Source organism: Nocardioides daphniae, assembly GCF_004777465.1.
Classification (GTDB): domain Bacteria; phylum Actinomycetota; class Actinomycetes; order Propionibacteriales; family Nocardioidaceae; genus Nocardioides; species Nocardioides daphniae.
Genome location: NZ_CP038462.1, coordinates 1,064,415 through 1,088,644, shown reverse-complemented (window position 1 = coordinate 1,088,644; position 24,230 = coordinate 1,064,415). Strand labels below are relative to the sequence as shown.

The window sequence follows — 24,230 nt, the reverse complement described above, 5'->3', positions numbered from 1 at the left end:
GGACAGGCACGAGGCCCCCGGAAGGGACTCCTCCGAGGGCCTCTGCGGCAGCGTCAGCTGAAGTCGAGCTCGCCGGTGCGCGAGCGCTTCAGCTCGTAGAAGTAGGGGAACTTCGCGACGGCGACGCAGCCGTCCCAGAGCTCGCCGGCCTCCTCGCCCCGCGGGGTCTTCGAGAGCACCGGTCCGAAGAAGGCAGCGCCGTTGATCGCGATGGTGGGGGTGCCGACGTCGTCGCCGACCTGGTCCATCCCCTCGTGGTGCGAGCGGGCCACGGCCTCGTCGAGCGACGCGTCGTCCATGGCGTCGACGAGGTCGGGCTCGAGGCCGGCCTCGGCGACCGCGGCCGCGATCAGCTCGCGAGTGATCGCGTTGTCGTCCTCGGCGAGGTGGATCCGGTTGCCGAAGGCCGTGTAGAGCCGGGCCAGCACCTGCTTGCCGTGGCGCTGCTCGGCGGCGATGCAGACGCGCACCGGGCCCCAGGCCGGCTCGAGCATCTCGCGGTACTCGTCGGGGATGTCCTTGTCCTGGTTGAGGTAGGCGAGGCTCATCACGTGCCACACCACCTCGATGTCGCGCACCTTCTCCACCTCGAGGATCCACCGCGAGGTGATCCACGCGAAGGGGCAGAGCGGGTCGAACCAGAAGTCGGCGGTGTCCTTGCGCGGGGCGTCAGTCTCAGTCGTCACGCCACCCAGTGAATCAGACCGCCCACGACCGCCCCGCCCAGCACGAGCCAGGCGCTGTTGAGGCGGGTGCGCCACAGCGCCAGCAGCGTCACCAGCGCGAGCCCCAGGCCCACCACGTCGGTGAACGCCTCGCGGCCCAGCAGCCAGGCCACGCCGACCATCAGCGCCAGTCCCGTGGCGTTCACCCCGTCGAGGAAGGCGGCCGTCCACCAGCGGGCGCGCAACCGGCTCGTCACCCGGGTCAGCAGCGCGACGAAGAGGAAGGAGGGCGCGAAGATCGCCACGGTCGCGACCAGCGCGCCCGGCAGGCCGGCAACCAGGAAGCCGACGAAGGTCGCCGAGGTGAAGAGCGGACCGGGGTCATCTGACCCACCGCCACCGCGTCGAGCAGCTCGGTCCGGGTGAGCCAGCCGAGGCGCTCGACGTACTCACCGTCGAGGAAGGCCAGCAGCACGTAGCCGCCGCCGTAGAGCACCGCCCCGATCCGCAGCATCGTCCAGCCCAGCGTGGCGAGGCGTTCCAGGTCGACCGCGCCGCCGGTGCGGTCGGCGGCCCAGAGCACGGCGGCGGCCACGACGGCCTGCGGGCCCGAGGCACGCTGCGTACGACGGCGGCGGCTCCCCCAGCCCACCAGGACGCCCAGCACTCCCCCCGCGAGGAGCACGGCGAGCTCCGGGGCACCGAGCAGGTAGGTCACCAGCGCCACGGCGGCCAGCACGCGCAGCCACGGACTGTGCAGGGCGGTCGGCCCCAGGCCGACGGCCGACCAGACGACGATCGCCACCACCACCGGCACGACCCCCGCCAGCACCCCGTCGAGCACGGGGGTGCTCCCCCACTCGACGTAGACCCAGGCCAGGCCGGTGACGAGCAACGCGGCGGGCAGGATGAAGGCGAGCCCGGCCGCCCAGAACCCGCGCCAGCCCCCGCGCTCGTGGCCCAGGTGGATCGCCAGCTCGGTGGAGTTCGGGCCGGGCACCAGGTTGGTGGCGGCCATCAGGTCGAGGAAGCGCTGGTCGTCGAGCCAGCCCCGACGACGCACCAGCTCGTCGCGCATCAACGCGATGTGCACCGCGGGCCCGCCGAAGGCGACGACACCCAGGCGGAGGAAGAGGAGTGCGAGCTCGCGGGGTCGGGTGCGTTCCACGGGCTCGATGCTAGGCAGCCCCGGTGACGCGTCGCCGCCCGACGCGGTCGAGGCAACGATCCGGGAACGGCCCCACGACGGTGCTGGGCGCCCACCGGCCGAAGTGACATGATCGGGCCCATGCCTGGAACCAACCTGACCAGGGACGAGGCCGCCACCCGCGCCGCCCTCCTGGACGTCACGTCGTACACCGTCGAGCTGGACCTCACCACCGGTGAGAAGACCTTCGGCTCGACGACCACCCTCGAGTTCTCCGCCACCACCCCCGGCGCGAGCACCTTCGCCGACCTCGTGGACGCGACCGTCCACGAGATCACCCTCAACGGTCGCTCGTTGGACCCGGCAGAGGTCTACGTCGACAGCCGCATCACGCTCGACGACCTCGCCGAGACCAACACGCTCGTCGTGAAGGCCGACTGCACCTACTCGCACACCGGTGAGGGCCTGCACCGCTTCGTCGACCCGGTCGACGACCGCGTCTACCTCTACAGCCAGTTCGAGGTGCCGGACGCGCGTCGCGTCTTCACCACCTTCGAGCAGCCGGACCTCAAGTCCGTCTTCACCTTCACGGTCACCGCCCCCGACCACTGGAAGGTCATCTCCAACTCGGCGACGCCGGTGCCGGAGGCGGCAGGCGGCGGGAAGGCCGTGTGGCGCTTCGCCCCGACCGAGCGGATGTCGACCTACATCACCGCCGTCGTGGCCGGCGAGTACCACGAGGTGCTCGACACCTACGAGGGCAAGCACGGCACGATCCCGCTGGGCCACTACTGCCGCCAGTCGCTGGTGGAGTTCCTCGACCGCGACAACCTGGTCGAGACGACCAAGAAGTCGTTCGAGTTCTTCGAGGAGAAGTTCGACTTCCCCTACCCCTTCGGCAAGTACGACCAGCTCTACGTGCCGGAGTACAACATGGGCGCGATGGAGAACGCGGGCTGCGTCACCATCCGCGACGAGTACCTCCCCCGCTCGCGCCAGCCGCGCTCGTTCTACGAGTTCCGCACCTCGATCATCACCCACGAGATGGCCCACATGTGGTTCGGCAACCTCGTGACGATGCAGTGGTGGGACGACCTCTGGCTCAACGAGTCGTTCGCCGAGTGGGCCTGCTACTGGTGCGAGGCCGAGGCCACCGAGTTCACCGACGCCTGGACCGGCTTCGCCAACGCCCGCAAGCAGACCGGCTACCGCGCCGACCAGCTGCCCTCGACCCACCCCGTCGCGGCCGACAACGTCGACCTGCACGCGGTCGAGGTGAACTTCGACATGATCACCTACGCCAAGGGCGCGTCGGTGCTGAAGCAGCTCGTCGCCTGGGTCGGCCTCGACCCGTTCCTGGCCGGCCTGCGCCAGTACTTCAAGGACCACGCCTTCGGCAACGCCACGTTCGACGACCTGCTCGCCGCGCTGGAGACCGCGTCCGGCCGTGAGCTCAAGGGCTGGGCGAAGGAGTGGCTGCAGACCGCCGGCGTCAACACGCTGCGTCCGGAGTTCACGCTCGCCGACGACGGGACGTACGCCTCGTTCTCCGTGCTGCAGAGCGCGGCGCCCGAGCAGCCCACGCTGCGCCGGCACCGCCTCGGCATCGGCCTGTACGACCTCAACGACGCCGGCGCGCTGGTGCGCCGGGAGTACGTCGAGGTCGACGTCGAGGGGGCCGAGACCGCCCTGGCGGAGCTGGTCGGCAAGGCCCAGCCCGACCTGCTGCTGCTCAACGACGAGGACCACGCCTACGCGAAGATCCGCCTCGACGAGCGTTCGCAGGCCACCGCCGTCGCCCACCTCTCGGACCTCGAGGACTCGCTGGCCCGTGCCCTGGTGTGGGGTGCGGCCTGGGACATGACCCGCGACGCCGAGATGGCGGCCACCGACTTCGTGCGTCTGGTGCTGGCCAACATCGGCTCCGAGACCGACTCGTGGGGCGTCACCCGCATCCCCGCGTCGGCCGCGCTGGCCGTGGCCTCCTACTCCGACCCGGCCGGCCGTGCCGCGCTGAAGAAGGAGTGGGAGGAGGGGCTGCACCAGCTGCTGCTCGACGCCGAGCCCGGCAGCGACCACCAGCTCACCTTCGCCCGCCAGTACGCCGCCGCCGCGCGCTCCGAGGAGGGCCTCGACCAGCTCGTCGGCCTCCTCGACGGCTCGGTCACCATCGAGGGGCTCGCGGTCGACCAGGACCTGCGCTGGCTGCTCGTCGGCGCACTGGCCGCCGGTGGTCGCTTCACCGACGCCGAGATCGACGCCGAGCTCGAGCGCGACAGCACGATCGCGGGCAAGGAGGCCGCCGCGGCCGCCCGTGTCGCCCAACCCACCGCGGACGCCAAGGCCGCAGGCTGGGCCGCGATCCTCGACCCGCAGACGCCCAACGAGACGTCGCGCGAGATGGTCCTGTCGATCTTCCGGCACGGTCAGGACGAGGTCGTCGCGCCCTACCTCGAGAAGTACCTCGACGCGGCGGAGACGCTCGTCGACGTGCTGGGCTTCCACAAGGCCTCGGTCGTGCTGGAGTACGGCTTCCCCAAGGCGCTCGCCTCGCAGGAGACCGTCGACCGGGTCGACGCCTGGCTCGCCGGGTCGAAGGCGCCCGTGCAGGCCCTGCGCTACGTGCAGGAGGGTCGCGCCGACGTCGCCCGCGCGCTCGCTGCGCAGGCCCGCGACGCCCAGGCCTGACGACCCCAGAACGGCCGACGGCCCCGTCCCCTCGCAGGAGGGGGCGGGGCCGTCGTCGTACGTCGTGGAGCCGGGGCGTGGGCCGGGACGCCGTGACTCCCGGGGCGCCTAGCTCGTGTGGTTCGACTGCGGGGCGCGGGCGTGCTCGGCCAGCAGGTTGATGCCGCGCTTGAGGCCACCGACCTCGTCACCCTCGGCGAACGCGGTCTGCATGGCCATCACGGCCAGGTGGGCCTCGGCGTCGGTGAGCGTGCGGCGCACCTCGGCGCCGGTCACGACCTCGACCACGCGGGCGAGCGGGTCGACCATCACCAGCACGCTGCGGTCCGGTGCGGACAGCGCGGCGTGCAGCGACCGGGCGAACGCCTTCGGGTCACCGTCGCTGACGCCGCGGAAGACCGAGAACTCGACGCGACTGGCCTGCTCCGCGGCGCGGATGACCTTGTCGAGCTCGGCCCGCTCGCTGGCGGTCAGATCACCACGTGCCACTGGCTCCACCGGCGTCCTTCGCGGCGCCGGAAGCCTCGACCTCGGCCTTGCCGCCACGGGGGCCGCCGAACCAGTCGTCGGCGACCGGGGAGACGTGACCCGACAGCTTCTCGCCACGTGCCAGCGCGGGCAGGACGGTGAGGAGCGTGATCACGAGCGCCACGACCAGCGGGACGACCAGGACGATGAGGAAGAAGTCCATGAAGCCGACCGACTCGGGGGTCTCCCACGCCTCGGGAAGGTCCGCCATCGCCGGAGCGGCGAGCAGGGCGGAACCGATGACGGTGAGCGGCACGGACAGGCGCAGCGACGAGCGCAGGGCGCGGACGGGGCTGGTGGTCACGGAGGAGCTCTTGGTGGTCACGCGCCCAAGGATATCGTCTCCCCTTCCGGAGCCCTCATCCCGATCGTCCCTCGGCCTCCGAGGGGCAACCGAGCGTTCGCAATACTGGGCGCCATGTCTGTCCTGAGCACCGCGAAGAGCCCCGCCGACAGCGTCGCCGAATCGCCCTGCACGGACGCGCAGGCCGTGTGCGAGGTGATGCTGAAGGCCACCGGCAACGAAGGCCTCTCGGCCGCCACCCAGGTCGGGGTCACCATCACCCTGCTGGTCCTCCTGGCGCTGGTGGCGCGCTGGTTCCTGCACCGCATGGTCGACCGCATCGTGCGCTCGGCCGAGACCCCGATGGTCCCGACCCGGCTGATCCGCAACGGGGTGCTGGGGCGCAGCGCCGAGCAGTCGCCCAGCGACCTCGCTGCGACCACCCGCAGGGTCCAGCGGGCCAAGACCATCGGGAGCCTGCTCAAGTCGGTGATCACCGGCGTACTCCTGGCGGTGGGCGTCACCATGGCGCTCAGCGAGCTGGGGCTCAACATCGCGCCGGTCCTGGCCAGCGCCGGAATCCTCGGCCTGGCGCTGGGCTTCGGCGCCCAGACGCTGGTGAAGGACTTCCTCTCCGGCATCTTCATGATCTTCGAGGACCAGTACGGCGTCGGCGACGTGATCAGGATCAACGACGTCCAGGGCACCGTCGAGGCGGTCACCCTGCGCGTGACGCGACTGCGCGACGGCAACGGCACGGTCTGGTACGTCCGCAACGGCGAGATCCTGCGCGTGGGCAACATGAGCCAGAACTGGGCGCGCGCCGTGCTCGACGTCGAGGTCTCCCACGAGGCCGACCTCACGCGTACGCGGGAGGTGCTGCTCGACGTGGCCCGCGAGATGTGGCGCGACGACGAGTTCACCGGCCGGATCATCGAGGAGCCCGAGGTCCCGGGCGTCGAGCAGATCTCGGTCGACGGCGTCACCGTGCGCGTCTCGGTCAAGACCGCCCCGATGGAGCAGTGGCCGGTGGCCCGTGCCCTGCGCGAGCGGATCAAGTCCCGCTTCGACGCCGAGGGCATCGTCGTGCCCCACACCCGCTACGTCGACGACCCGGTCGATCCCGTCGGCACGGAGGCCGTGCCGGCGGAGTGAGCCGCGGCCCTCGCCCGACGCAGCTCCGGCGAAGCGGCACCGGCTGGCTCGACCCGGCACAATGGGGGCCATGAGCACGTTCTACGACGAGATCGGCGGCATGGAGACCATCCGGACGATCGTCGACACGTTCTACGCGGGAGTCGCCGAGGACGAGGTGCTCCGGCCGATGTACGAGGAGGAGGACCTCGGCCCCGCCGCGGACCGCTTCGCCCTCTTCCTCGCCCAGTACTGGGGCGGCCCCAGCACTTACGGCGAGCAGCGCGGCCACCCGCGCCTGCGGATGCGCCACGCGCCCTTCCGGGTGAACCCGGCCGCCGCCTCCCACTGGCTGAAGCACTTCCGTGCCGGCCTGGACGCCGCCGACCTGACGCCCGAGCAGGACGAGCAGTTCTGGGCGTACGTCACCCACGCCGCGCAGTTCCTGGTCAACACCCCGGAGTGAGGGCCGAGGCCCTCCCCCGGGGTCGATGCCTCAGGCCGTCCTGGCGGCGAACTCCCGCAGCCGGGCCATCAACGGCTCCGGCGGCGCCGCGCTGCGCTGGGTCTTCGCGTCGAAGAAGACCATGACCACCTTGGCGCGGCTCAGCACGGTGTCGCCGTCGCAGATCTCCGACTCCACGGTGACCGAGCGGCTGCCGACCCGGGAGACCCAGCTCCACACGTCGTAGGGCTCGCCACGGAAGTGGATCGGCTTCAGGTAGTCGACCTCCTTGCGGGCGACCACGACGCCGACGCCGGAGTTGTCCTGCCCCGCGGTGATCCGCTCGACGACGGGGATGCGCGCCTCCTGGAAGTACTCGAAGTACTTGACGTTGTTGACGTGCCCGTAGACGTCCACGTCGCTGAAGCGCACGTGCAGCGGGTAGTGGCCGTCGGCCAGGTGGCGGGGCTCGGTGCGCTCGGGACGCTCGGCCTCGCGCGGCTCCAGGAAGACCCTGAGGGCGTCCTTCTCCGCTGGCGTGAACCGACGCGGACGCTCGTCCGCGAAGACGAAGGGCGTGAGCACGGTGTGGGCGCGCGCGTAGACGACGCGCTCGCCCCCGTCGACCTCGTCGAAGATCTCGTACGCCATCGTCACCGACGCGGCACGCACCTCTGTGACCCACACCTCGATCTTGATCGGCACGCTGCGCGGCGCGATCGGGGCCAGGTAGGTGATGTCGTGGCTGACCACGACGAGTCCCTCGGTCGGCCCACCGGCCAGGTCGTCGGCCCTGGCGTCCGGGGCGTGGGTGCGCAGCATGTCGACCCTGGCCTCCTGGAGGTAGTCGACGTAGGTCACGTTGTTGACGTGGTTGAGCATGTCGAGATCGGCCCAGCGCACCGGGCACTCGTAGACGTGGCGCACGCCCGTCATCGTCTCATCCTCCCCGCTGTCACCATGAGGCCAGGGCGGACCGCTAAGGTCACCCCCATGACTGATCAGGGGGAGACCCGGTGGCTCGACGAGGGGCAGCAGCGCTCGTGGCGGGCCCTGCTGCTGGGCCACGCACTGCTGCTCGGCCGGCTGGACGACGACCTGCGTCGCGCCCACGACATCTCGCTCACCGAGTACGAGATCCTCGTCCGGCTCTCCGAGCGTGAGGACCACGCGATGCGGATGGCCCACTTGGCCGACGCCCTGGCGCACAGCCGCTCCCGCGTCACCCACACCATCGACCGGATGGAGAAGGCCGGCTACGTCGCTCGTCGCGCCTCCCCCGACGACGGTCGTGGCGTCGTGGCGGCGCTCACCCCGCAGGGCATGGAGCTGCTCGAGCAGGCCGCGCACGTGCACGTACGAGGTGTGCGCGACAACCTGGTCGACCTGGTGAGCGACGAGGACTTCGCCGCCGTCGGCCGCGTCTTCAACACCGTCTCCGACCACCTCGTCGGGTCGCACCCGGCGATGGAGTTCCGCCGCCAGCGCTGAGCGCGGCGAGCAGCACCTGCGTAGGACGAAGCCCCGACCGCCTCACGGTGGTCGGGGCTTCGTCGTGACGTCTCAGTCGCGGGTGAGGCGACGGTGCGTGACGCGGTGCGGCCGGGCGGCCTCGGCGCCGAGGCGCTCGATCTTGTTGGCCTCGTACGAGGCGAAGTTGCCCTCGAACCAGAACCACTTGCCGCCGTCCTCCTCGTCGCCCTCCCAGGCGAGGATGTGGGTGGCGACCCGATCGAGGAACCAGCGGTCGTGGGAGGTGACCACGGCACAGCCGGGGAACTCCAGCAGCGCGTCCTCGAGCGACGAGAGGGTCTCGACGTCAAGGTCGTTGGTCGGCTCGTCGAGGAGCAGCATGTTGCCGCCCTGCTTGAGGGTCAGCGCCAGGTTGAGGCGGTTGCGCTCACCGCCGGAAAGCACGCCGGCCTTCTTCTGCTGGTCGGGGCCCTTGAAGCCGAACGACGCGACGTAGGCGCGCGAGTTCATCTCGAAGTTGGCGACCTTGATGAAGTCCAAGCCGTCGGAGACAACCTCCCAGACGTTCTTGTTGGGGTCGATGCCGCCGCGGCTCTGGTCGGCGTAGGAGATCTTCACGGTCTGGCCGACGGTGAGCTTGCCCGAGTCGGGCTCCTCGTTGCCGGTGATCATCCGGAAGAGCGTGGTCTTGCCGACGCCGTTGGGGCCGACGATGCCGACGATGCCGGCACGCGGCAGGCTGAAGGAGATGTCGTTCCACAGGACGCGACCCTCGAAGCCCTTGGTCAGGTGCTCGGCCTCGAGCACCACGTCGCCCAGGCGCGGGCCCGGCGGGATGTTGATGTCGGCGGTGTCGATCTTGCGGGCCTTGTCGGCCTCGGCGGCGAGCTCCTCGTAGCGGGCCAGACGCGACTTCGACTTGGTCTGGCGGGCCTTGGCGTTGGAGCGCACCCACTCGAGCTCGCGCTCGAGCATCTTGGCGCGCTTGGCGTCCTTCTGGCCCTCGATCTTGAGGCGGTCCTTCTTGGTCTCCAGGTAGGTGGAGTAGTTGCCCTCGTAGCCGTGGATGGAGCCGCGGTCGACCTCGGCGATCCACTCGGCGACGTTGTCGAGGAAGTAGCGGTCGTGGGTGATCGCCAGGACGGCGCCCGGGTAGGTCTTGAGGTGGCCCTCGAGCCACTGGACCGACTCGGCGTCGAGGTGGTTGGTGGGCTCGTCGAGGAGCAGCAGGTCGGGCTGCTGGAGGAGCAGCTTGCAGAGCGCGACGCGGCGGCGCTCACCACCGGAGAGGTTGTCGACGAGGGTGTCCGGCGGCGGGCAGCGCAGGGCGTCCATCGCCTGGTCGAGGCGGCTGTCCAGGTCCCACGCGTTGGCGTGGTCGAGGTCGGTCTGCAGGTCGCCCATCTCCGCGAGGAGGGTGTCGAAGTCGGCGTCGGGGTCGGCCATCTGCTCGGAGATCGCGTTGTAGCGGTCGAGCTTCGCCTTGATCTCGCCGACCGCCTCCTCGACGTTCTCAAGGACGGTCTTGCCCTCGGTCAGCGGCGGCTCCTGCTGGAGCATGCCGACGGTGGCCTCGGGGTCCTTGATCGCGTCGCCGTTGTTGGGCTGGTCGAGGCCGGCCATGATCTTCAGCAGCGAGGACTTGCCCGCGCCGTTGGGCCCGACGACACCGATCTTGGCGCCGTGCAGGAACGAGAGGGTGACGTTGTCGAGGACGACCTTGTCGCCGTGGGCCTTGCGCACGTTGCGCAAGGTGAATACGTACTCAGCCATGAGGCCAGAGCCTACCGGGATGCAGGGGCCGGGCGTCCATCGGCGACGGCCGCCCGGCCCTGCGCGGGTCGACCGGTCTCAAGCCGCCGTACGCTCCGGCTCCCCCGCCACTCCCACGGCGTCGGCGTGCTCGTCGACGGGCGCCTGCTCGTCCGCCTCACGCGAGGAGACCGCGGCCGTGGCGGGGCGCACGAAGGTGCTGGTGCCCTTGGACAGGTCGTGGCCGACCGACTGGGCGACGACGACGTGGCGGGTGACGGTGGTGCCGTCCTCCTTCTGCCAGGTCTCGGCGGTGAAGCGGCCGGTGACCAGCACCGGGTCGCCGCTGCTGACCGAGGCGGCGACGTTGGCCGCGAGGTGGCGCCAGGCCTTGACCGCGTACCAGATCGTCTCGCCGTTCTCCCAGCGCCCGTCGCGCAGGCGTCGTGGCGTGCTGCCCACCCGGAAGGAGGCCAGGGGCACCTCACCGCGCACCTGCGTCAGCTCCACCCGGGAGCCGACCCAGCCGCTGAAGGTGATCAGGTCGTCGTTCATGTCGTGCTCCTCGTCCCGACGCCCCGGTGGCGTCGTCCCTCCGATGCTGGAGGAGGAGCACGCAGCGCACGCTGCGTGGAGCCGTGGCCCTGTGGAGGGGGCCCCGGGGTCGCACCTGGGTGCGTGCGACGGGGGTCGACGCCCGACGACGAGCCGTCGGGCGCCCACAGGTAGAGCGGGGTGCCTCAGCCCAGCGCGGCGGCGATGCCGGCGCGGGTGGCCGAGTAGGCCTCGAGCTCGGTCCGCACGGGACCGACGACCAGGTCCTCGGAACCTCGTGGATCGCCGAGCGGAGTCGCTGCTCGGCCACGCGGGCGCGCCGCTTGGCCGTGGAGTGGACCAGCACGCGGCAGACCAGCGCCAGCACGACGCCCAGCCCGATGCCGCCCCCGAGCAGGAGCAGCGGAATCGGCCAACCGGCGACCTCGGGGGTCTCGGTCTCGGTCAGCCCGGCCGCGGTGCCGAGGGTGAGCAGGGCGATCCAGGCGGCCCCGGCGACGGCCGAGAGGATCAGCATCCACTGCAGGACCCGCACGGCGCTGGCCCAGATCGGGATCCGGTCGACGCCCAGGTCGGTGGTGGCCAGCTCGCGGTCGAGGCGGTCGTTGACGTCGCCGAGGCGCGAGACCGAGGCGACCCGGACCGAGTGGGCCCAGTTCTGCTTGAAGCCGGTGGTCACGTCGTCGACGAGGGCACGGACCTCGCTGTCGACCCGGGCGCGCTGCACCTGGGTCGCCTCGGGCACCGAGGTGCGGGCGGCGCCGGTGAGCATCTTGCCCTCCGCGCCGAGGTCCAGGTGGAGGCGCTTGAGCGGGTCGGGCTTGAAGCGGGAGAGCCACGAGGTGACCGGCCAACCGGTGGCGCGGTTGGCGCGCAGGCGGGTGGAGTCCTCGACCGCCTTGACCACGGTCGGCACCCCGGCGGCGTCGGCGAAGGCGTCCTCGAGGGCCTCCACGCGCTCCGGGGAGAGGGTGGGGACGGCAGCGGTGCCGGTGTAGCCCTGCAGGGTGGTCGCGGCGGTGCGCAGGTCGGCCTCGAGCCGGGCCTTCGCGACCTTCTTGCTGGCGACCTTCTTGGCGATCTCGGAGCGGAGCTCGGCCACACCCCAGCCCTCGCGCGAGCTGACGGGGACCACCGGGACGCCGGTGAGGCCGTCGGCGGCGAGGAGGCGGCGTACGTCCTCGACCATGGCGTCGCGGCGCTCCGCCGGGACCCGGTCGATCTGGTTGAGCACGACCAGCATCACGTCCTGGTGACCGGTCAGCTGGGAGAGGTAGCGGTCGTGGATCGCGGCGTCGGCGTACTTCTGCGGGTCGAGGACCCAGATCAGCATGTCGGCGAGCTGCACGAGCCGGTCGACCTCGAGGTGGTGGCTGACCTCGGTGGAGTCGTGGTCGGGCAGGTCGAGCAGGATCACGCCGTCGAGCTCGTCCTTGTGGTTGCCGACGCTGAGCATGGAGTCGCGGGTGACCTGGTGACGCGGCGGGATGCCCAGCCAGTCGAGCAGCTCGGGGGCGCCGTCGGAGCCCCAGACGCAGGCGGTGGCCCACGAGTGGTGGGGCGGCGGACGCCCACGGCGCTCAGCTCGAGCCCGGTGAGGGCGTTGAAGGTGGTCGACTTGCCGGAGCCGGTCGCGCCGGCCAGGGCGACGACCGTGTGGTCGGCGGAGATGCGCAGGCGGGCGGCCGTCCGGTCGACGAGTGCGGACGTCTCGGCCAGGACCGATTCGTCGACGCGACCGCGTGCGGCGTCGACGGCCTTCTCGAGCCCGTCGAGACGGGCACCGATGTCCGAGCCACGGGTGACCAACTTCTTGGCACCCTCGAGAAGAGACGTCATCGCTTCCTCTGCAAACGGGGGGAAAGGCTTGCGAGTACCCAGAATAGTGGTCGACAGGCCCCGTAGCATCATCGGGACGCTCCAGTCCCACACTCCCCTCAGGCCACTGCCACCACGCGGGTGTGCAGGCGTACGCACGGGGGCGCCAGCGGGTCCGGCATCCGGGCCCGCGCCCACGTCAGCCCGACGTCAGTCCGGGACGTGGACCGGGCCGACGCCCCGGCGCTCACTTCGAGGACTGGGAGAAGCGCAGGTCGTCGATCCGGCGGGCGGCCTGACGCAGGCTCTCCGAGGCACCCTTGGCGTCGCCCAGCGAGTCCAGCAGGTCGGTGTAGCGGCGACGTTCGGCCTCGAAGAGCTCGTTGACGCGTCGCTCGAGGTCACGGCGGGCGCGGGCGGCCAGCGTCCGCACCGCCTGGTCACCGAGACGGCCTCCAGGAGCTTCTGGCCCAGCAGCGCCCCTCCCCCTGCGACGCCGACCTCGGCACCGACAAGCATGCCGCCGGTGTGCGCGAAGACGACCACCATGAGGGCCACGGAGAGACCGTTCACCCCGTACGCCAGGAAGCGCGCGGTGGTGCGCTTGTCGGCGCCCTCGGTGCGGACCATCTCCAGCACGCCGGACTGCCAGTCGCGCACGGCGCGCTCGGCCTTGCGGCGGAAGTCGCGCGAGGCCCGCGAGAGGTCCTCCCCGGCGTCCGCGAGCAGGCCCTGGCCCGAGGCGAGTGAGTTCCAGGAGGCCTGGGCTGCCTCGGCCGCGGCCTCGGCGTGCTCCAGCAGCAGGGTCTCCAGGCCCGACTCGACGGCGACGGTGACGCGCTCGGCCTGCTGCGGCTTGCCCTTCACGGCGTTGACGACGCGGTCACGCAGCCAGCCGACGCGGTTCTCCAGCGACTTGAGCAGCTCACCGGTGCCGACGAACTCCTGCCAGCGCACGAGCACCTCGCCCCGCAGGAGGGTGCCGTCGGCGGTGGCCTCCAGCACCTGGGCCAGCGAGGCGTCGTAGGCCCGGTCGGCGCCGGTCCGCAGCCGCTCGAGGGCGTCGGCCTGCTCGCTCTCGGCGTCGGCGATCTGGTGCGTACGACGTGCGACCGTGCGGATCGCGCCGTCGAGGGTCTGGCGTACGACGCCTGCGCGCGCCTCGGCGTCGGCAGCCAACGACTCCAGCCACTCGCGGATGTCGGAGACGGCGTCGGCGGGCAGCAGCCCGACGGCGGGAGCGGACGCTCGGGCACGGTGAAGAGCGGCGAGTCCTTGAGGCCGCGGGCCGCGAGCATCCGGGCCAGGTGGGTGGCCACCGTCTCCAGCGCGTCGTCGGGGGTGCGGTCGAGCACGATCCCACGGCGGCAGAGCGCTCGGCGGCCTCGCGCAGGAAGTCCCACGGCACCTGGTCGGCGTACCGCGCGGCCGAGGTGACGAAGAGCCAGAGGTCGGCGGCGGCGAGCAGCTGCGCGGCCAGGGTGCGGTTGCGCTCCTCGACCGAGTCGATGTCGGGGGCGTCGAGGATCGCGAGGCCCTGCGGCATCGACTCCGAGGCGACCAGCTGCAGCGCGGCGGGGTCGTTGGTGGAGACCGAGACGCGCTCGAGGTCGGGCAGGAGGCGGTCCTGGCCGAACCAGTGGCCGTCGTCGGGGTGGTGCACCAGGACTGGGGAGCGCGTGGTCGGGCGCAGCACGCCGGGCGTGGTGACGGCGTGGCCCACGAGGGAGTTGACCAGCGTCGACTTGCCGGCGCCGGTCGAGCCGCCGACCACGGCCAGCATGGGAGCCTCGATCGTCATCAGGCGCGGGATGACGTAGTCCTCGAGCTGGGAGACCATCTCGCTGCGGGCCTTGCGGTGGTCGGTGACGCCGGGCGTCTCGAGCTGGAGGTCGGCCGCCAGCAGGGCGCCGCGCAGCTGCACGAGCGCGGTCAGCATCTGGGTGCTCTCGACGCTGGGGACCGGGGCGGGCGTCCCCTCGTCCGGGGTCCCGTCCGTGGGTCCGGGCGTCGTCGCGTCCTCGACGGGCTTCTCGTCGGTCATCGCGTGGGGACCACCTGTCCGGGGAAGGAGATGTAGGGACGTACGGCGTTGAGCCGGGCCACGAAGGTCTGGCCACGGGTCGCGAAGTCCGGTGGCGGTGTGCCTCGAAGATACCTGTGGTGGAGGAAGCCGAGCTCAACGGCTGCCTGCTGGTACTCCTCCATCGCTTCCTCCTCCGTGTCACCACCCTGCTGCTGGGCGAAGCGGCGGGCGGCGCGGCGGGCCGACAGGTCGACCAGCCAGGCGACGTCGGTGGCGGGCAGCAGGCCGCGACGGGCAGCGTCGTCGAGCGCCGCGTGCAGCATCCGTCGCTCGGCCCGGCGCAGCCAGACGGCGAAGCCGACGAGGCCCAGGAAGAGCGGGGCCATCAGGGTCACGTAGACGAGGATGAAGTTGCCGGTGAGGCCCACGGCGGCGCTGTTCCAGAGCATGTGCGACAGCACGGCCAGCGCGTAGCCGGTGGAGAGCGCGAGCCATCGGCCGCCGTTGCTGCGGCTGTTGACGGCCAGCCCGACACCGATGCCGGTGAAGGCGGTGAAGAGCGGGTGGGCGAACGGGCTGACGAGGCAGCGGACCACGAAGGTCGCCGTCAGGGCCTCGGTGCCGCCGGGGCCGACGCCGTCGGTGCCGTTGTAGGCCGCGGCCAGGTAGAGGATGTTCTCGACGAACGCGAAGCCGACGCCGACCATGCCGGCGTAGACGATCCCGTCGAGCATCCCGTCGAGCTCGGCGCGGCGCCACCACAGCAGCAGCACCAGGAAGGCGCCCTTGGTCGCCTCCTCGACGATCGGGGCGACCACCGCGATGGCCTGCACCTCGTCGAAGCCGGCGAAGATCCCGCCGACGCCCTGCAGCACGATGGCCGCAGCGGTGGCGACGAAGGCGCCCCAGGCCAGGCCGGAGCCGAGCAGGACCCGCGGCTCAGGCTCGTAGCGGTCCAGCCAAAGGAAGCAGGCGACCAGCGGCCCGACCGGCAGGAAGGCCATCACTGCAGCCAGGCCCAACGTGGCCGGGGCTCCCGAGAGCGCGATGATCACGAGCATCAGCGCGGCGCCCAGGAAGGCCAGCAGGGTGACCACGAGCGTGAAGACCACGCTCTCGCGGTGGTGTCGGACCATGGGGGAACCCTATCGGGGCCGCGTTCCTGCGGACACCGGCGACTGCGCCTGCGGGCGTAGAGTGACCTGCGTGAGCGAGCAGACGGAACCCCAGGCCCCGCTGAGCGAGCAGCCCGACGCGCAGGCTCCCGGCACCCAGTCGCACGACCCCGCCGTGCCCGAGGCGTACGCCGCCTTCATGCGCACCGGGTGGGCCGACCTGGCCTCCGACGTCTCCAGGCACCCCGTCGCGCCGCACGCCGCGCGCCGGCGCGAGCACCTGGCGGGCCTCTTCCCGGGTGAGCGGCTGGTGGTCCCGGCCGGCACCTTCAAGGTGCGCTCCAACGACACCGACTACCGCTTCCGCCCGGACACCGCGCACACGTGGCTGACCGGCAACCAGACCACCGACGCCGTGCTCGTCGTCGAGCCCGACGGCAGCCAGGTGCTGTACGCCCGTCCCCGCTCGTCGCGCGAGACCGACGAGTTCTTCCGCGACCGCCAGTACGGCGCACTGTGGGCCGGCAAGCGTCCCTCGCTCGAGGAGATGGCGGCGTCGCTCGACCTCGAGGTGCGCCACGTCGACGAGCTGGCCCAGCGCCTCTCCGACCAGACCAAGACCCGCGTCCACCGTGGCGTCTCGGCCGAGGTGGACCGTGCGGTCAGCGGTGACGAGGGCGCCGACGCCGAGCTGAGCCGCGTGCTGTCGGAGCTGCGCCTGGTCAAGGACGACTGGGAGGTCGCGCAGCTGCAGGAGGCCTGCGACATCACCACGCTCGGCTTCGAGGACTCCGTCCGCGAGTGGGACCGGGTGCTGGAGTTCGGCGAGCGGTGGATCGAGGGCACCTTCTTCCGTCGCGCCCGCGCCATGGGCAACGACGTCGGCTACGACTCGATCGTCGGCGGCGGCTCGCACGCGACCACGCTGCACTGGATCGAGAACACCGGCCCGGTCACGCCCGGCGACCTGCTCCTGCTCGACATGGGCGTGGAGAACACGAACCTCTACACCGCCGACGTCACCCGCACGATCCCGGTGACCGGGACGTACTCCCCCGTCCAGCGCGAGCTCTACCAGCTGGTGCTGGACGCACAGGTCGCCGGCATCGACGCGGTCCGCCCCGGCGCGCCCTTCTCCGCCCCGCACGACGCGGCGATGCGGGTGCTCGCGCGCGGCCTGGCCGACATGGGCCTGCTGCCGGTCAGCGCAGAGGAGGCGCTCGACCCCACCTCCAAGGTGTACGCCCGCTGGACGCTGCACGGCACCTCCCACATGCTCGGCATGGACGTCCACGACTGCGCGCAGGCCGCGCCCGAGGCGTACGCGAAGGGCGACCTGGCCGAGGGCATGGTCCTCACCGTCGAGCCCGGCCTCTACTTCCAGCACGACGACCTGCTCGTGCCCGAGGAGCTGCGCGGCATCGGCATCCGGATCGAGGACGACATCCTCGTCACCGCCGACGGCTCGCGGAACCTCTCCGAGGCCCTGCCCCGCACCCCCGAGGCCGTCGAGGAGTGGATGGGCCGGCTGCGTGGCTGACCCGCGTCCCGCAGGGGCACGCCCGTGATCGAGTGTGCCCACTTCGAGGCCGGCCGCTGCCGCTCCTGCAGCCTGATCCCCGTGCCGCGCGTCGAGCAGGTCGCCGACAAGGGTGCGCACGTGCGTACGCTGCTCGAGCCCTTCGGGAGCCCGGAGTGGCTGGAGCCCTTCGTCGGCCCCGAGGCGGGCTTCCGCAACAAGGCGAAGATGGTGGCCGGCGGCACCGTCGACTCCCCCACGCTCGGCATCCTGACGCCGGACGGCGACGGCGTCGACCTGCGCGACTGCCCGCTCTACACGCCTCGGATGCACGCCGCGCTCGAGGTGCTCGCCGGCTTCGTGACGCTCGCGCGCCTGGTGCCGTACGACCTCGCGACGCGCCGCGGCGAGCTCAGCACGTGCTGGTCACCGAGGCTCCCTCGGGCGGGCTGATGGTGCGCTTCGTGCTGCGCTCCACCGAGCCGGTGCTGCGGATCCGCAAGCACCTGGCCACCCTGCTGCGCGCCTCGACGAGGCCGGCAGCACCGCCGAGGTGGTCTCGGTCAACCTCCAGCCCGAGCACAAGGCCGTCCTCGAGGGGCCCGACGAGGTCGTGCTCCACGGCGAGACCCTCACGATGCAGGTCAACGAGGTGGGGCTGCACCTGCGCCCGCAGAGCTTCTTCCAGACCAACACCGAGGTGGCGGCCGGGCTCTACCGTGCCGCCCGCGACTGGGTCGCGGAGCACGCCGGTGACGCGAGGAGGGTGTGGGACCTCTACTGCGGCGTGGGTGGCTTCGCGCTGCACCTGGCCGCACCCGGGCGTCGGACCACCGGGGTCGAGGTGAGCGCCGAGGCGATCGTGAGCGCCCGCACCACCGCCACGGAGCTGGGCCTGTCCGGCCTGGAGTTCGTGACTGCCGACGCGACCACGTGGGCGCTGGCGCAGGACGACGCCCCGGACCTGGTCGTGGTCAACCCGCCGAGGCGCGGCATCGGCGCCGACCTGGCCGGGTGGCTGGAGCGCTCGGGGACGCCGTACGTCCTCTACTCGAGCTGCAACGCGCAGACCTTGGCGCGCGACCTGGCGGCGATGCCGTCGTTGCGGCCGGTGCGCGCCCAGCTGCTCGACATGTTCCCGCAGACGGGTCACTACGAGGCCCTGGTCCTGCTCGTACGATGACGGAGGCGAGCCCCTTCCGCTGACAGGTAGCGGAAGAGGATCGCCGTTCATGGGCGGCGCACGGGCGCGGCGGGTGGGGGCGCGGCGTCAGCTGCGCCAGGCGTCACGGTCGCGGAAGAGGAAGTACGCCAGTCCTCCGCCGCCGGACCTCTCCTCGACGACGGGGGTGCCGTCCGGGTAGGAGGCGACCGCCTCTGCCCCGCCCTCACCAGCGCGGCGAGGTCGGAGACGCTCACGCGGCCGGTGAGCCGCTTAATCACGCGGGAGTTCTTCAGCACGGCCGGCTTGACCAGGCAGGGGCGAACGACTTCATGCCCTTGCTGTAGGTGAGCGCGAAGTTGCGCGTCTCGCCGACGACGGTGCCGCCGTTCCTGGTCAGGGTGTAGTCCGGCACGACCAAGGTGGTGGCCTCGTCCGACCACGCGCTCCGGGGGTCGCCCAGGTAGCTGGCCGCCGGGGTCGTGTCCTCGAGCGGGGTGCCCGGGGTCCACGAACCGCTGCGCACAACCACCGTTGACGGCGACCGCGTTCGCGGGGGCCGTCGTCAAGGTCACGGCGCTCGCCGCGACCACGGCCGACGCGGGGGCGACAAGATGGCTACCCGCGGGTAACCTCGTTCCGTCGCCTCCCGGCGACGGACGTACGCATCCAGGAGAGAGAACATGCCTGCACTCATCAAGGAAGGGCCCGTCTGGACCCTCGACCTCGGCGGCGACGAGAACCGCTTCTCCCCGACTTCCTCACCGAGGTCGACACCGCCCTCGACGAGATCGCGGGCAGCACCGAGCCGGCCGTCCTGCTGACCACCGGCAGCGACAAGTTCTTCTCCAACGGCCTCGACCTCGAGTGGGTCATGGCCCACCCGGGCGAGCTGCCCACCTACGTCGACCGCATCCACGCGATGTTCGCCAAGGTCCTCACGCTTCCGGTGCCGACGGTGGCCGCCATCAACGGCCACGCCTTCGGGGTGGCGCCATGCTGGCGATCGCCCATGACTACCGGGTGATGCGCGACGACCGCGGCTTCTTCTGCTTCCCCGAGGTCGACATCCTCATCCCCTTCACCGCCGGTATGAACGCGTTGATCGTCGCCAAGACCACCCCGCAGACCCAGGTCGCCTCGATGACGACCGGCCGGCGCTGGGGGGGCGCCGAGGCAGCCGCGGCCGGCCTGGTCGACGAGGCCACCTCGCTCGACGAGCTGCGCGCCGCTGCCGAGGCGAAGGTCGTCCACCTCGCCGGCAAGGACCGTCGCACCCTGGGCCGCATCAAGCAGGTGCTGTACGCCGGTGCCGTCGACGCGCTGCTCACGCCGCAGCCGGCCGACCTCACCTTCTGACCCACCCCCGCCGCCCGTGCCAGGTCCGGCGCGAGGTCGGACAGGTCACATCGAGGGCTCCCCGCCGTGGACGGCCGGGAGCCCTCGTCCGTGCAGGCGTAGGATTCCGGGACGTGAACGACACTCCCTGGATCGAGGCCCGCACCATCGACCTGGAGAACGCCAGGGAGACCTTCGCGCTCGCCGCCCGCCACGTCCTGGCCGACGTGGCCGGCGACTACCACGCCGTCATCACGGTGCCCGAGCTGGCGCGCCAGGTGCAGGAGCGCACGCGCATCCGCAACCGGCAGGCGCCGGGCCTGTGGATCGGCGACATCCTCTTCCGCGTCGCGAAGGACTGCCACCGCCGCGCCGAGCCGCTGCTCGGCTCCTTGGTGATCGGCCCCGACGGACGGATGCCCGAGTGGTACGCCGACACCGTCAACGCCGTGCGCGGTGATGTCGTCACCAGCCCGGAGATGCACGCGGCCACCGAGCGCCTCGAGTGCTACCGGCGCCACGGCGCCGACCTGCCCGCCGACGGCGGCGAGCCCGCCCTCCCCCGGCGCCCGTGGCCGGCGAGCGGGCGCCACGCGCACCGCGTACGTCCACCCCGCGGGCGAGCACGCCGCGTACGACGACCCCGCGCGCGCCGCGCAAGGCGGCGGCCGCGAAGCCCCCCGCGAAGCCCGCTCCCCCGGCCGAGAAGCTCTGCCCGAGCTGCTTCATGGTGCTGCCCGCGACCGGGCTGTGCGACAACTGCGACTGAGACGTCCCTAGGCTCAGGCCACTCGAACCCGCCCCCGACGGGTTCCTCACCCCTCAACAGGAGGACCACAGGTGTCCTGGACCCTTCACGGTGACGGCAAGTCCGTCGCCCCCGACGCCATCGTCAAGCCCGGCGAACGCCTCGGCTGGCTGCAGACCATCGGATTCGGCGCCCAGCACGTCATCGCGATGTTCGGTGCGACCTTCCTCGTGCCGCTGATCACCGGCTTCCCGCCCAGCACCACCCTGCTCTTCTCGGGCATCGGCACGATCCTCTTCCTGCTCATCACCCGCAACCGGGTGCCCAGCTACCTCGGCTCGTCCTTCGCCTTCATCGCGCCGGTGATGGCCTCGAAGAACGGTGACGACTTCAGTGCCGCCCTCTTCGGCATCGTGGTCACCGGCGCCCTGCTCGCCCTGGTCGGCCTGCTGGTCAACCAGGTCGGCACCGGCTGGATCCACTCGCTGATGCCGCCGGTGGTGATGGGGGTGCGATCGTCGCCCTGATCGGCTTCAACCTGGCGCACGCGTCGTGGAACAACGTCATCCACCTGGACCCGGCCGGGCTCTTCATGCCCGGCGGCAAACCGGCCGACAACACCCACGTCGCGCTGGCCGCCATCACCGTGCTGGCCATCGTCGTCATCGCCGCCCTCTTCCGCGGCATGGTCGGGCGCATCGCCGTCCTCCTCGGCTTCGTGGTCGGCTACCTCGCGGCCTGGCCGATGGGGGTCCTGGACTTCAGCGGCGTCGAGCAGGCCGACTGGCTGGGCCTGCCGACCTTCACAACGCCCAGCGTCGACTGGTCGATCCTGCCGATGTTCCTGCCCGTCGTCTTCGTGCTGATCGCCGAGAACGTCGGCCACGTCCGCTCGGTCGCGCACCTGGTGAAGGACGACTCCATCAACGACATGACCGGCAAGACCCTCTTCGCCGACGGCGCCGCGACGGTCGTCGCCGGCCTCGGCGGTGGCTCGGCCACCACGACCTACGGCGAGAACATCGGCGTCATGAGCGCCACCCGCGTCTTCTCCACCGCGGCCTACTGGGTGGCCGGCATCATCGCCGTCCTGCTCGCGATGTCGCCGAAGTTCGGCATGCTGCTCTTCACGATCCCCAACGGCGTCATCGGCGGCGTGACCCTCGCCCTCTACGGCATCATCGGCCTGATCGGCGTGCGGATGTGGATCGACGCCCGCGTCGACTTCGGCGAGCAGCGCAACCTCTTCCCGGTCGCCGTCGCCCTCATCCTGGCGATGGGCATGGGCAACGACGTCCTGGTCTTCGGTGACATCAAGCTGGGTGGCATCGCGATCGGCACTGCCGCCGTGCTGGTGCTCTACCACCTGATGGCGGGCCTCGAGAAGCTCCGCAGGGAGCCCGCGAAGGCCTGACGCCTCGCGGCTCACGCACGTCACCGCACGACACGGCACCGCCTCGGCCCGCTCGGGCCGGGGCGGTGCTGCCTTTGCGCATCCGGAGATGAACGGTCGTTCGATCATTTCTGGTGGTTCACCGAATAGACGCAGACCTCGGCAAGCCGCTGTGACCCGGATTACATTCCACTCACACCCGTCAGTCGAGGAGCACCGCGTGGACCAGTTCGACGTCGTCATCCGCGGCGGCACCTACTTCGACGGGACCGGGGCACCCGGCCGCCGCGCCGACGTCGGGATCCGCGACGGCCAGGTGAGCGCCGTGGGAGCCGACCTGGAGGTCGGAGAGTCCACCCGGGTGGTCGAGGCCGAGGGGCGCTGGGTGATGCCGGGCTTCGTCGACGCCCACACCCACTACGACGCCGAGCTCGTCGTGGCCCCGGGCCTCACGGAGTCGGTCCGCCACGGCGTGACCACCGTGCTCGTCGGCAACTGCTCGATCTCCGCGGTCTACAGCGACCCCTTGGACGTCGCCGACCTCTTCAGCCGGGTCGAGCCACTCCCCCGCGAGGCGGTGCTGGCGGCGATGCGAAAGCGCAAGACCTGGCGTACGCCTGCCGAGTGGGCCCGGGCCCTGGACGAGCTGTCGTTGGGTCCGCACGTCGCGTCCTTCCTGGGTCACTCCGACGTACGCGCCTCCGTCATGGGGCTGGGCCGCTCCACCGACGACCAGCACAAGCCGACCCGGCAGGAGGCCAAGGAGATCGAGCGCCGGGTGGAGGCTGCGCTCGACGCTCGCTTCCTCGGGGTCTCCACGATGACGAACCCGTGGGACAAGCTCGACGGCGACCGCTACCGCTCCCGCACCCTCCCCTCGACCCACGCCAGCTGGAAGGAGTTCCGGCGGATCAGCAAGATCCTGCGGCGGCGCGACGGGGTGCTCCAGGGCGTCCCGAACCTCAACACCAAGGTCGACGTGGCCTTCTACGCCGCCACCTCGACGGGCATCTTGCGCAAGCCGCTGCCGGTCTCCCTGCTCTCGGCAGCCGACACGGTGGCCGAGCCGTGGGTCAACCGGATCTTCGCCCCCATCGCCTACGCGGTGAACCGGATCGGGAAGGGCAAGTTCGTCTGGCAGCACCTGCCGACCACCTTCCAGGTGTGGGCCGACGGGGTCGACCTGGTCGTCTTCGAGGAGTTCGGCTCAGGGCGCGAGGCGCTGCACCTCAAGGAGGAGATGGGCCGCAACGACCTGCTCCGCGACGAGGCCTACCGGCGCTGGTTCCGCGCGGACTTCGAAAAGCGCTTCAGCCCGCGCGTGTGGCACCGCGACTTCGACGACGCCCGGATCACCGAGTGCCCGGAGGAAGCACTGGTGGGGCGCACGGTCGGCGACGTGGCACGCGAGCGGGACGTCCACCCCGTCGACTGCTTCCTGGACCTCGTCGTCGAGCACGGCACTGCCTTCCGGTGGACCACGGTCATCGCCAACTCCCGGGCCGGGGTCGCCAACCGCCTGGCGAACACCCCCGGCGTGACGATCGGCTTCTCCGACGCCGGGGCCCACCTGCGCAACATGGCCTTCTACAACTTCGCGGTCTGCCTGCTCGACCGGGTGCACCGTGCCGAGGCTGCGGGTCGCCCCTTCATGTCGGTGGAGAAGGCGGTCCACAAGCTCACCGGCGAGCTGGCCGACTTCTACCGGCTCGAGCCGGCCGCATCGCCGTCGGCGACCGGGCCGACGTCGTCGTCATCGCCCCCGCCGGGCTCGACGGATCGGTCGACGACTACCACGAGGCGCCGCTGGAGGAGCTCGGCGGCATCCACCGCATGGTGAACCGCAACGACGCCGCGGTGCACGCGACCGTCATCTCCGGTCGGGTCGTCTGGGAGGCTGGTGCCTTCGCGGCGGGCTTCGGGACCGACTTCGGCACCGGGTCGTTCCTCCCCGCTGGACGCAAGGTCGATGGCAGGGTCGCCGGCAGGGTCGATGGCAGGGTCGCCGGCAGGGTCAGTGCCCCGTCGGGCGCGGGGGCTTCACGGTGAGCACCGCGCAGGACGCGTCGAGCAGCACGCGCTGCGCGACGCTGCCCATCAGCAGCTTGCCCACGGGCGAGCGCGGACGCAGGCCAAGGACGATCATGTCGGCGTCGACCTCGCGAGCGACCCCGACCAGCTCGTCGGCGACGTCCGGCCCCATGGTCTGGCGGAGCTCGCACTCGACACCGAGGCCCGCCAACCGCTCCTCGAGGGCACCCAGGGAGGACTCGCCGACAAAGCGCTCGTCGATGTAGCTGTCGCCGCGCGTCGCGTTGACGACGACCACCCGCGACCCCCGGCGCAACGCTTCCTGCACGCCGGCGTCCAGCGCGACCTCCCCGAACTCGTTGGGGATGTACCCCACCACGACCGTCATCGCCTCTCCTCCTGCTTGTCGG

The 24,230-nt window shown here is 71.4% G+C and carries 25 protein-coding genes and 2 pseudogenes; 13 read left to right on the top strand and 14 right to left on the bottom strand.

Annotated features, from left to right (window positions below; all coding sequences use genetic code 11):
- Positions 1-53: 53 nt before the first annotated feature.
- Positions 54-686: a mycothiol-dependent nitroreductase Rv2466c family protein gene (locus tag E2C04_RS05395; protein ID WP_135831840.1), complete on the bottom strand. Its 633-nt coding sequence runs from the start codon at positions 684-686 to the stop codon at positions 54-56.
- Positions 683-1,758 (bottom strand): annotated as a pseudogene (chrA, locus tag E2C04_RS05390) (chromate efflux transporter). The gene E2C04_RS05395 and the pseudogene chrA overlap by 4 nt, the downstream one beginning before the upstream one ends.
- A gap of 195 nt (positions 1,759-1,953) precedes the next feature.
- On the opposite strand from chrA, the gene pepN reads away from it, so the two are divergent.
- Positions 1,954-4,500 carry an aminopeptidase N gene (gene pepN, locus E2C04_RS05385; protein WP_135831839.1) on the top strand — a complete coding sequence of 849 codons (2,547 nt, stop codon included), beginning with the start codon at positions 1,954-1,956 and terminating at the stop codon, positions 4,498-4,500.
- 108 nt (positions 4,501-4,608) lie between these two features.
- Here pepN and E2C04_RS05380 read toward each other — a convergent pair whose 3' ends face one another.
- Together E2C04_RS05380 and E2C04_RS05375 are read right to left on the bottom strand one after the other, a co-directional pair.
- Positions 4,609-4,989, bottom strand: a complete 381-nt coding sequence (locus E2C04_RS05380) for a DUF5130 family protein (RefSeq protein WP_135831838.1) — start codon at positions 4,987-4,989, stop codon at positions 4,609-4,611.
- On the bottom strand, positions 4,976-5,353 hold the full coding sequence (locus E2C04_RS05375; protein WP_135831837.1) for a hypothetical protein: 378 nt from the start codon (positions 5,351-5,353) through the stop codon (positions 4,976-4,978). The genes E2C04_RS05380 and E2C04_RS05375 overlap by 14 nt, the downstream gene beginning before the upstream one ends.
- A gap of 93 nt (positions 5,354-5,446) precedes the next feature.
- Here E2C04_RS05375 and E2C04_RS05370 point away from each other — a divergent pair, with 93 nt between their 5' ends.
- Complete coding sequence (locus E2C04_RS05370) at positions 5,447-6,466, top strand: mechanosensitive ion channel family protein (RefSeq protein ID WP_229721469.1); 1,020 nt, start codon at positions 5,447-5,449, stop codon at positions 6,464-6,466.
- A 70-nt stretch (positions 6,467-6,536) separates the two neighbouring features.
- A complete protein-coding gene (locus tag E2C04_RS05365; protein ID WP_135831836.1) occupies positions 6,537-6,911 on the top strand; it encodes a globin in 375 nt (124 codons plus the stop codon).
- Between the two features lie 30 nt (positions 6,912-6,941).
- Here E2C04_RS05365 and E2C04_RS05360 read toward each other — a convergent pair whose 3' ends face one another.
- Positions 6,942-7,826 carry an acyl-CoA thioesterase gene (locus E2C04_RS05360; protein WP_229721468.1) on the bottom strand — a complete coding sequence of 295 codons (885 nt, stop codon included), beginning with the start codon at positions 7,824-7,826 and terminating at the stop codon, positions 6,942-6,944.
- Between the two features lie 57 nt (positions 7,827-7,883).
- Here E2C04_RS05360 and E2C04_RS05355 point away from each other — a divergent pair, with 57 nt between their 5' ends.
- Complete coding sequence (locus E2C04_RS05355; protein WP_135831835.1) at positions 7,884-8,381, top strand: MarR family winged helix-turn-helix transcriptional regulator; 498 nt, start codon at positions 7,884-7,886, stop codon at positions 8,379-8,381.
- Positions 8,382-8,453: 72 nt separating this feature from the next.
- Here E2C04_RS05355 and ettA read toward each other — a convergent pair whose 3' ends face one another.
- The 7 genes from ettA to E2C04_RS05330 all read right to left on the bottom strand — a co-directional run bounded on the left by ettA (position 8,454) and on the right by E2C04_RS05330 (position 15,650).
- Positions 8,454-10,136, bottom strand: coding sequence for an energy-dependent translational throttle protein EttA (gene ettA, locus E2C04_RS05350; protein WP_135831834.1), 1,683 nt, complete (start codon positions 10,134-10,136; stop codon positions 8,454-8,456).
- 78 nt (positions 10,137-10,214) lie between these two features.
- Positions 10,215-10,670: a single-stranded DNA-binding protein gene (locus E2C04_RS05345; RefSeq protein ID WP_135831833.1), complete on the bottom strand. Its 456-nt coding sequence runs from the start codon at positions 10,668-10,670 to the stop codon at positions 10,215-10,217.
- Positions 10,600-12,126 (bottom strand): P-loop NTPase family protein, encoded by a 1,527-nt coding sequence (locus tag E2C04_RS05340; RefSeq protein ID WP_238694435.1) that lies wholly within the window; start codon positions 12,124-12,126, stop codon positions 10,600-10,602. The genes E2C04_RS05345 and E2C04_RS05340 overlap by 71 nt, the downstream gene beginning before the upstream one ends.
- The gene (locus tag E2C04_RS19330; RefSeq protein WP_238694434.1) at positions 12,084-12,509 is read right to left on the bottom strand and encodes a hypothetical protein; all 426 of its coding nucleotides are present in this window, start codon (positions 12,507-12,509) and stop codon (positions 12,084-12,086) included. The genes E2C04_RS05340 and E2C04_RS19330 overlap by 43 nt, the downstream gene beginning before the upstream one ends.
- A gap of 189 nt (positions 12,510-12,698) precedes the next feature.
- The gene (locus E2C04_RS19325) at positions 12,699-13,493 is read right to left on the bottom strand and encodes a hypothetical protein (protein ID WP_238694433.1); all 795 of its coding nucleotides are present in this window, start codon (positions 13,491-13,493) and stop codon (positions 12,699-12,701) included.
- Positions 13,414-14,532, bottom strand: coding sequence for a dynamin family protein (locus E2C04_RS19320; protein WP_238694432.1), 1,119 nt, complete (start codon positions 14,530-14,532; stop codon positions 13,414-13,416). The genes E2C04_RS19325 and E2C04_RS19320 overlap by 80 nt, the downstream gene beginning before the upstream one ends.
- Positions 14,529-15,650, bottom strand: coding sequence for a PrsW family intramembrane metalloprotease (locus E2C04_RS05330; RefSeq protein WP_135831832.1), 1,122 nt, complete (start codon positions 15,648-15,650; stop codon positions 14,529-14,531). The genes E2C04_RS19320 and E2C04_RS05330 overlap by 4 nt, the downstream gene beginning before the upstream one ends.
- A gap of 70 nt (positions 15,651-15,720) precedes the next feature.
- On the opposite strand from E2C04_RS05330, the gene E2C04_RS05325 reads away from it, so the two are divergent.
- The 3 genes from E2C04_RS05325 to E2C04_RS19310 all read left to right on the top strand — a co-directional run bounded on the left by E2C04_RS05325 (position 15,721) and on the right by E2C04_RS19310 (position 18,331).
- On the top strand, positions 15,721-17,169 hold the full coding sequence (locus tag E2C04_RS05325; protein WP_135831831.1) for an aminopeptidase P family protein: 1,449 nt from the start codon (positions 15,721-15,723) through the stop codon (positions 17,167-17,169).
- A gap of 24 nt (positions 17,170-17,193) precedes the next feature.
- Positions 17,194-17,601 carry a hypothetical protein gene (locus E2C04_RS19315; protein ID WP_135831830.1) on the top strand — a complete coding sequence of 136 codons (408 nt, stop codon included), beginning with the start codon at positions 17,194-17,196 and terminating at the stop codon, positions 17,599-17,601.
- 100 nt (positions 17,602-17,701) lie between these two features.
- Positions 17,702-18,331: a methyltransferase domain-containing protein gene (locus tag E2C04_RS19310; protein ID WP_238694431.1), complete on the top strand. Its 630-nt coding sequence runs from the start codon at positions 17,702-17,704 to the stop codon at positions 18,329-18,331.
- A 271-nt stretch (positions 18,332-18,602) separates the two neighbouring features.
- On the opposite strand, the gene E2C04_RS05310 is transcribed toward E2C04_RS19310, so the two are convergent.
- Positions 18,603-18,842, bottom strand: coding sequence for a hypothetical protein (locus tag E2C04_RS05310; RefSeq protein WP_135831829.1), 240 nt, complete (start codon positions 18,840-18,842; stop codon positions 18,603-18,605).
- A 151-nt stretch (positions 18,843-18,993) separates the two neighbouring features.
- Here E2C04_RS05310 and E2C04_RS19305 point away from each other — a divergent pair, with 151 nt between their 5' ends.
- The 6 genes and pseudogenes from E2C04_RS19305 to E2C04_RS05290 all read left to right on the top strand — a co-directional run bounded on the left by E2C04_RS19305 (position 18,994) and on the right by E2C04_RS05290 (position 23,629).
- Positions 18,994-19,134, top strand: a complete 141-nt coding sequence (locus tag E2C04_RS19305) for a hypothetical protein (RefSeq protein ID WP_238694430.1) — start codon at positions 18,994-18,996, stop codon at positions 19,132-19,134.
- Positions 19,101-19,669, top strand: a pseudogene (locus tag E2C04_RS05305) (enoyl-CoA hydratase-related protein). Before E2C04_RS19305 ends, E2C04_RS05305 begins: the two are co-directional and overlap by 34 nt.
- A 113-nt stretch (positions 19,670-19,782) precedes the next feature.
- The gene (locus E2C04_RS05300) at positions 19,783-20,511 is read left to right on the top strand and encodes a hypothetical protein (RefSeq protein ID WP_135831828.1); all 729 of its coding nucleotides are present in this window, start codon (positions 19,783-19,785) and stop codon (positions 20,509-20,511) included.
- Positions 20,489-20,923 carry a solute carrier family 23 protein gene (locus tag E2C04_RS19300; protein ID WP_238694429.1) on the top strand — a complete coding sequence of 145 codons (435 nt, stop codon included), beginning with the start codon at positions 20,489-20,491 and terminating at the stop codon, positions 20,921-20,923. Before E2C04_RS05300 ends, E2C04_RS19300 begins: the two co-directional genes overlap by 23 nt.
- Entirely contained in the window at positions 20,869-21,810 is a 942-nt protein-coding gene (locus E2C04_RS19295) for a uracil-xanthine permease family protein (protein ID WP_338088832.1), read from the top strand. Before E2C04_RS19300 ends, E2C04_RS19295 begins: the two co-directional genes overlap by 55 nt.
- Before the next feature lie 199 nt (positions 21,811-22,009).
- On the top strand, positions 22,010-23,629 hold the full coding sequence (locus E2C04_RS05290; RefSeq protein WP_202977914.1) for an N-acyl-D-amino-acid deacylase family protein: 1,620 nt from the start codon (positions 22,010-22,012) through the stop codon (positions 23,627-23,629).
- A 174-nt stretch (positions 23,630-23,803) separates the two neighbouring features.
- Here E2C04_RS05290 and E2C04_RS05285 read toward each other — a convergent pair whose 3' ends face one another.
- Positions 23,804-24,208, bottom strand: coding sequence for a universal stress protein (locus E2C04_RS05285; RefSeq protein WP_135831827.1), 405 nt, complete (start codon positions 24,206-24,208; stop codon positions 23,804-23,806).
- Positions 24,209-24,230 lie beyond the last annotated feature (22 nt).

What these genes read in the sequence shown, in the direction of transcription:
- E2C04_RS19320 (WP_238694432.1), bottom strand. Translation starts at nt 14,532, where the DNA reads ATGACCGACGAGAAGCCCGTCGAGGACGCGACGACGCCCGGACCCACG.
- E2C04_RS19330 (WP_238694434.1), bottom strand. Translation starts at nt 12,509, where the DNA reads ATGACGTCTCTTCTCGAGGGTGCCAAGAAGTTGGTCACCCGTGGCTCG.
- E2C04_RS05345 (WP_135831833.1), bottom strand. Translation starts at nt 10,670, where the DNA reads ATGAACGACGACCTGATCACCTTCAGCGGCTGGGTCGGCTCCCGGGTG.
- E2C04_RS05285 (WP_135831827.1), bottom strand. Translation starts at nt 24,208, where the DNA reads ATGACGGTCGTGGTGGGGTACATCCCCAACGAGTTCGGGGAGGTCGCG.
- ettA (WP_135831834.1), bottom strand. Translation starts at nt 10,136, where the DNA reads ATGGCTGAGTACGTATTCACCTTGCGCAACGTGCGCAAGGCCCACGGC.
- E2C04_RS05355 (WP_135831835.1), top strand. Translation starts at nt 7,884, where the DNA reads ATGACTGATCAGGGGGAGACCCGGTGGCTCGACGAGGGGCAGCAGCGC.
- E2C04_RS05365 (WP_135831836.1), top strand. Translation starts at nt 6,537, where the DNA reads ATGAGCACGTTCTACGACGAGATCGGCGGCATGGAGACCATCCGGACG.
- E2C04_RS05370 (WP_229721469.1), top strand. Translation starts at nt 5,447, where the DNA reads ATGTCTGTCCTGAGCACCGCGAAGAGCCCCGCCGACAGCGTCGCCGAA.
- pepN (WP_135831839.1), top strand. Translation starts at nt 1,954, where the DNA reads ATGCCTGGAACCAACCTGACCAGGGACGAGGCCGCCACCCGCGCCGCC.
- E2C04_RS05360 (WP_229721468.1), bottom strand. Translation starts at nt 7,826, where the DNA reads ATGACGGGCGTGCGCCACGTCTACGAGTGCCCGGTGCGCTGGGCCGAT.
- E2C04_RS19305 (WP_238694430.1), top strand. Translation starts at nt 18,994, where the DNA reads ATGCCTGCACTCATCAAGGAAGGGCCCGTCTGGACCCTCGACCTCGGC.
- E2C04_RS05340 (WP_238694435.1), bottom strand. Translation starts at nt 12,126, where the DNA reads ATGCTCAGCGTCGGCAACCACAAGGACGAGCTCGACGGCGTGATCCTG.
- E2C04_RS05330 (WP_135831832.1), bottom strand. Translation starts at nt 15,650, where the DNA reads ATGGTCCGACACCACCGCGAGAGCGTGGTCTTCACGCTCGTGGTCACC.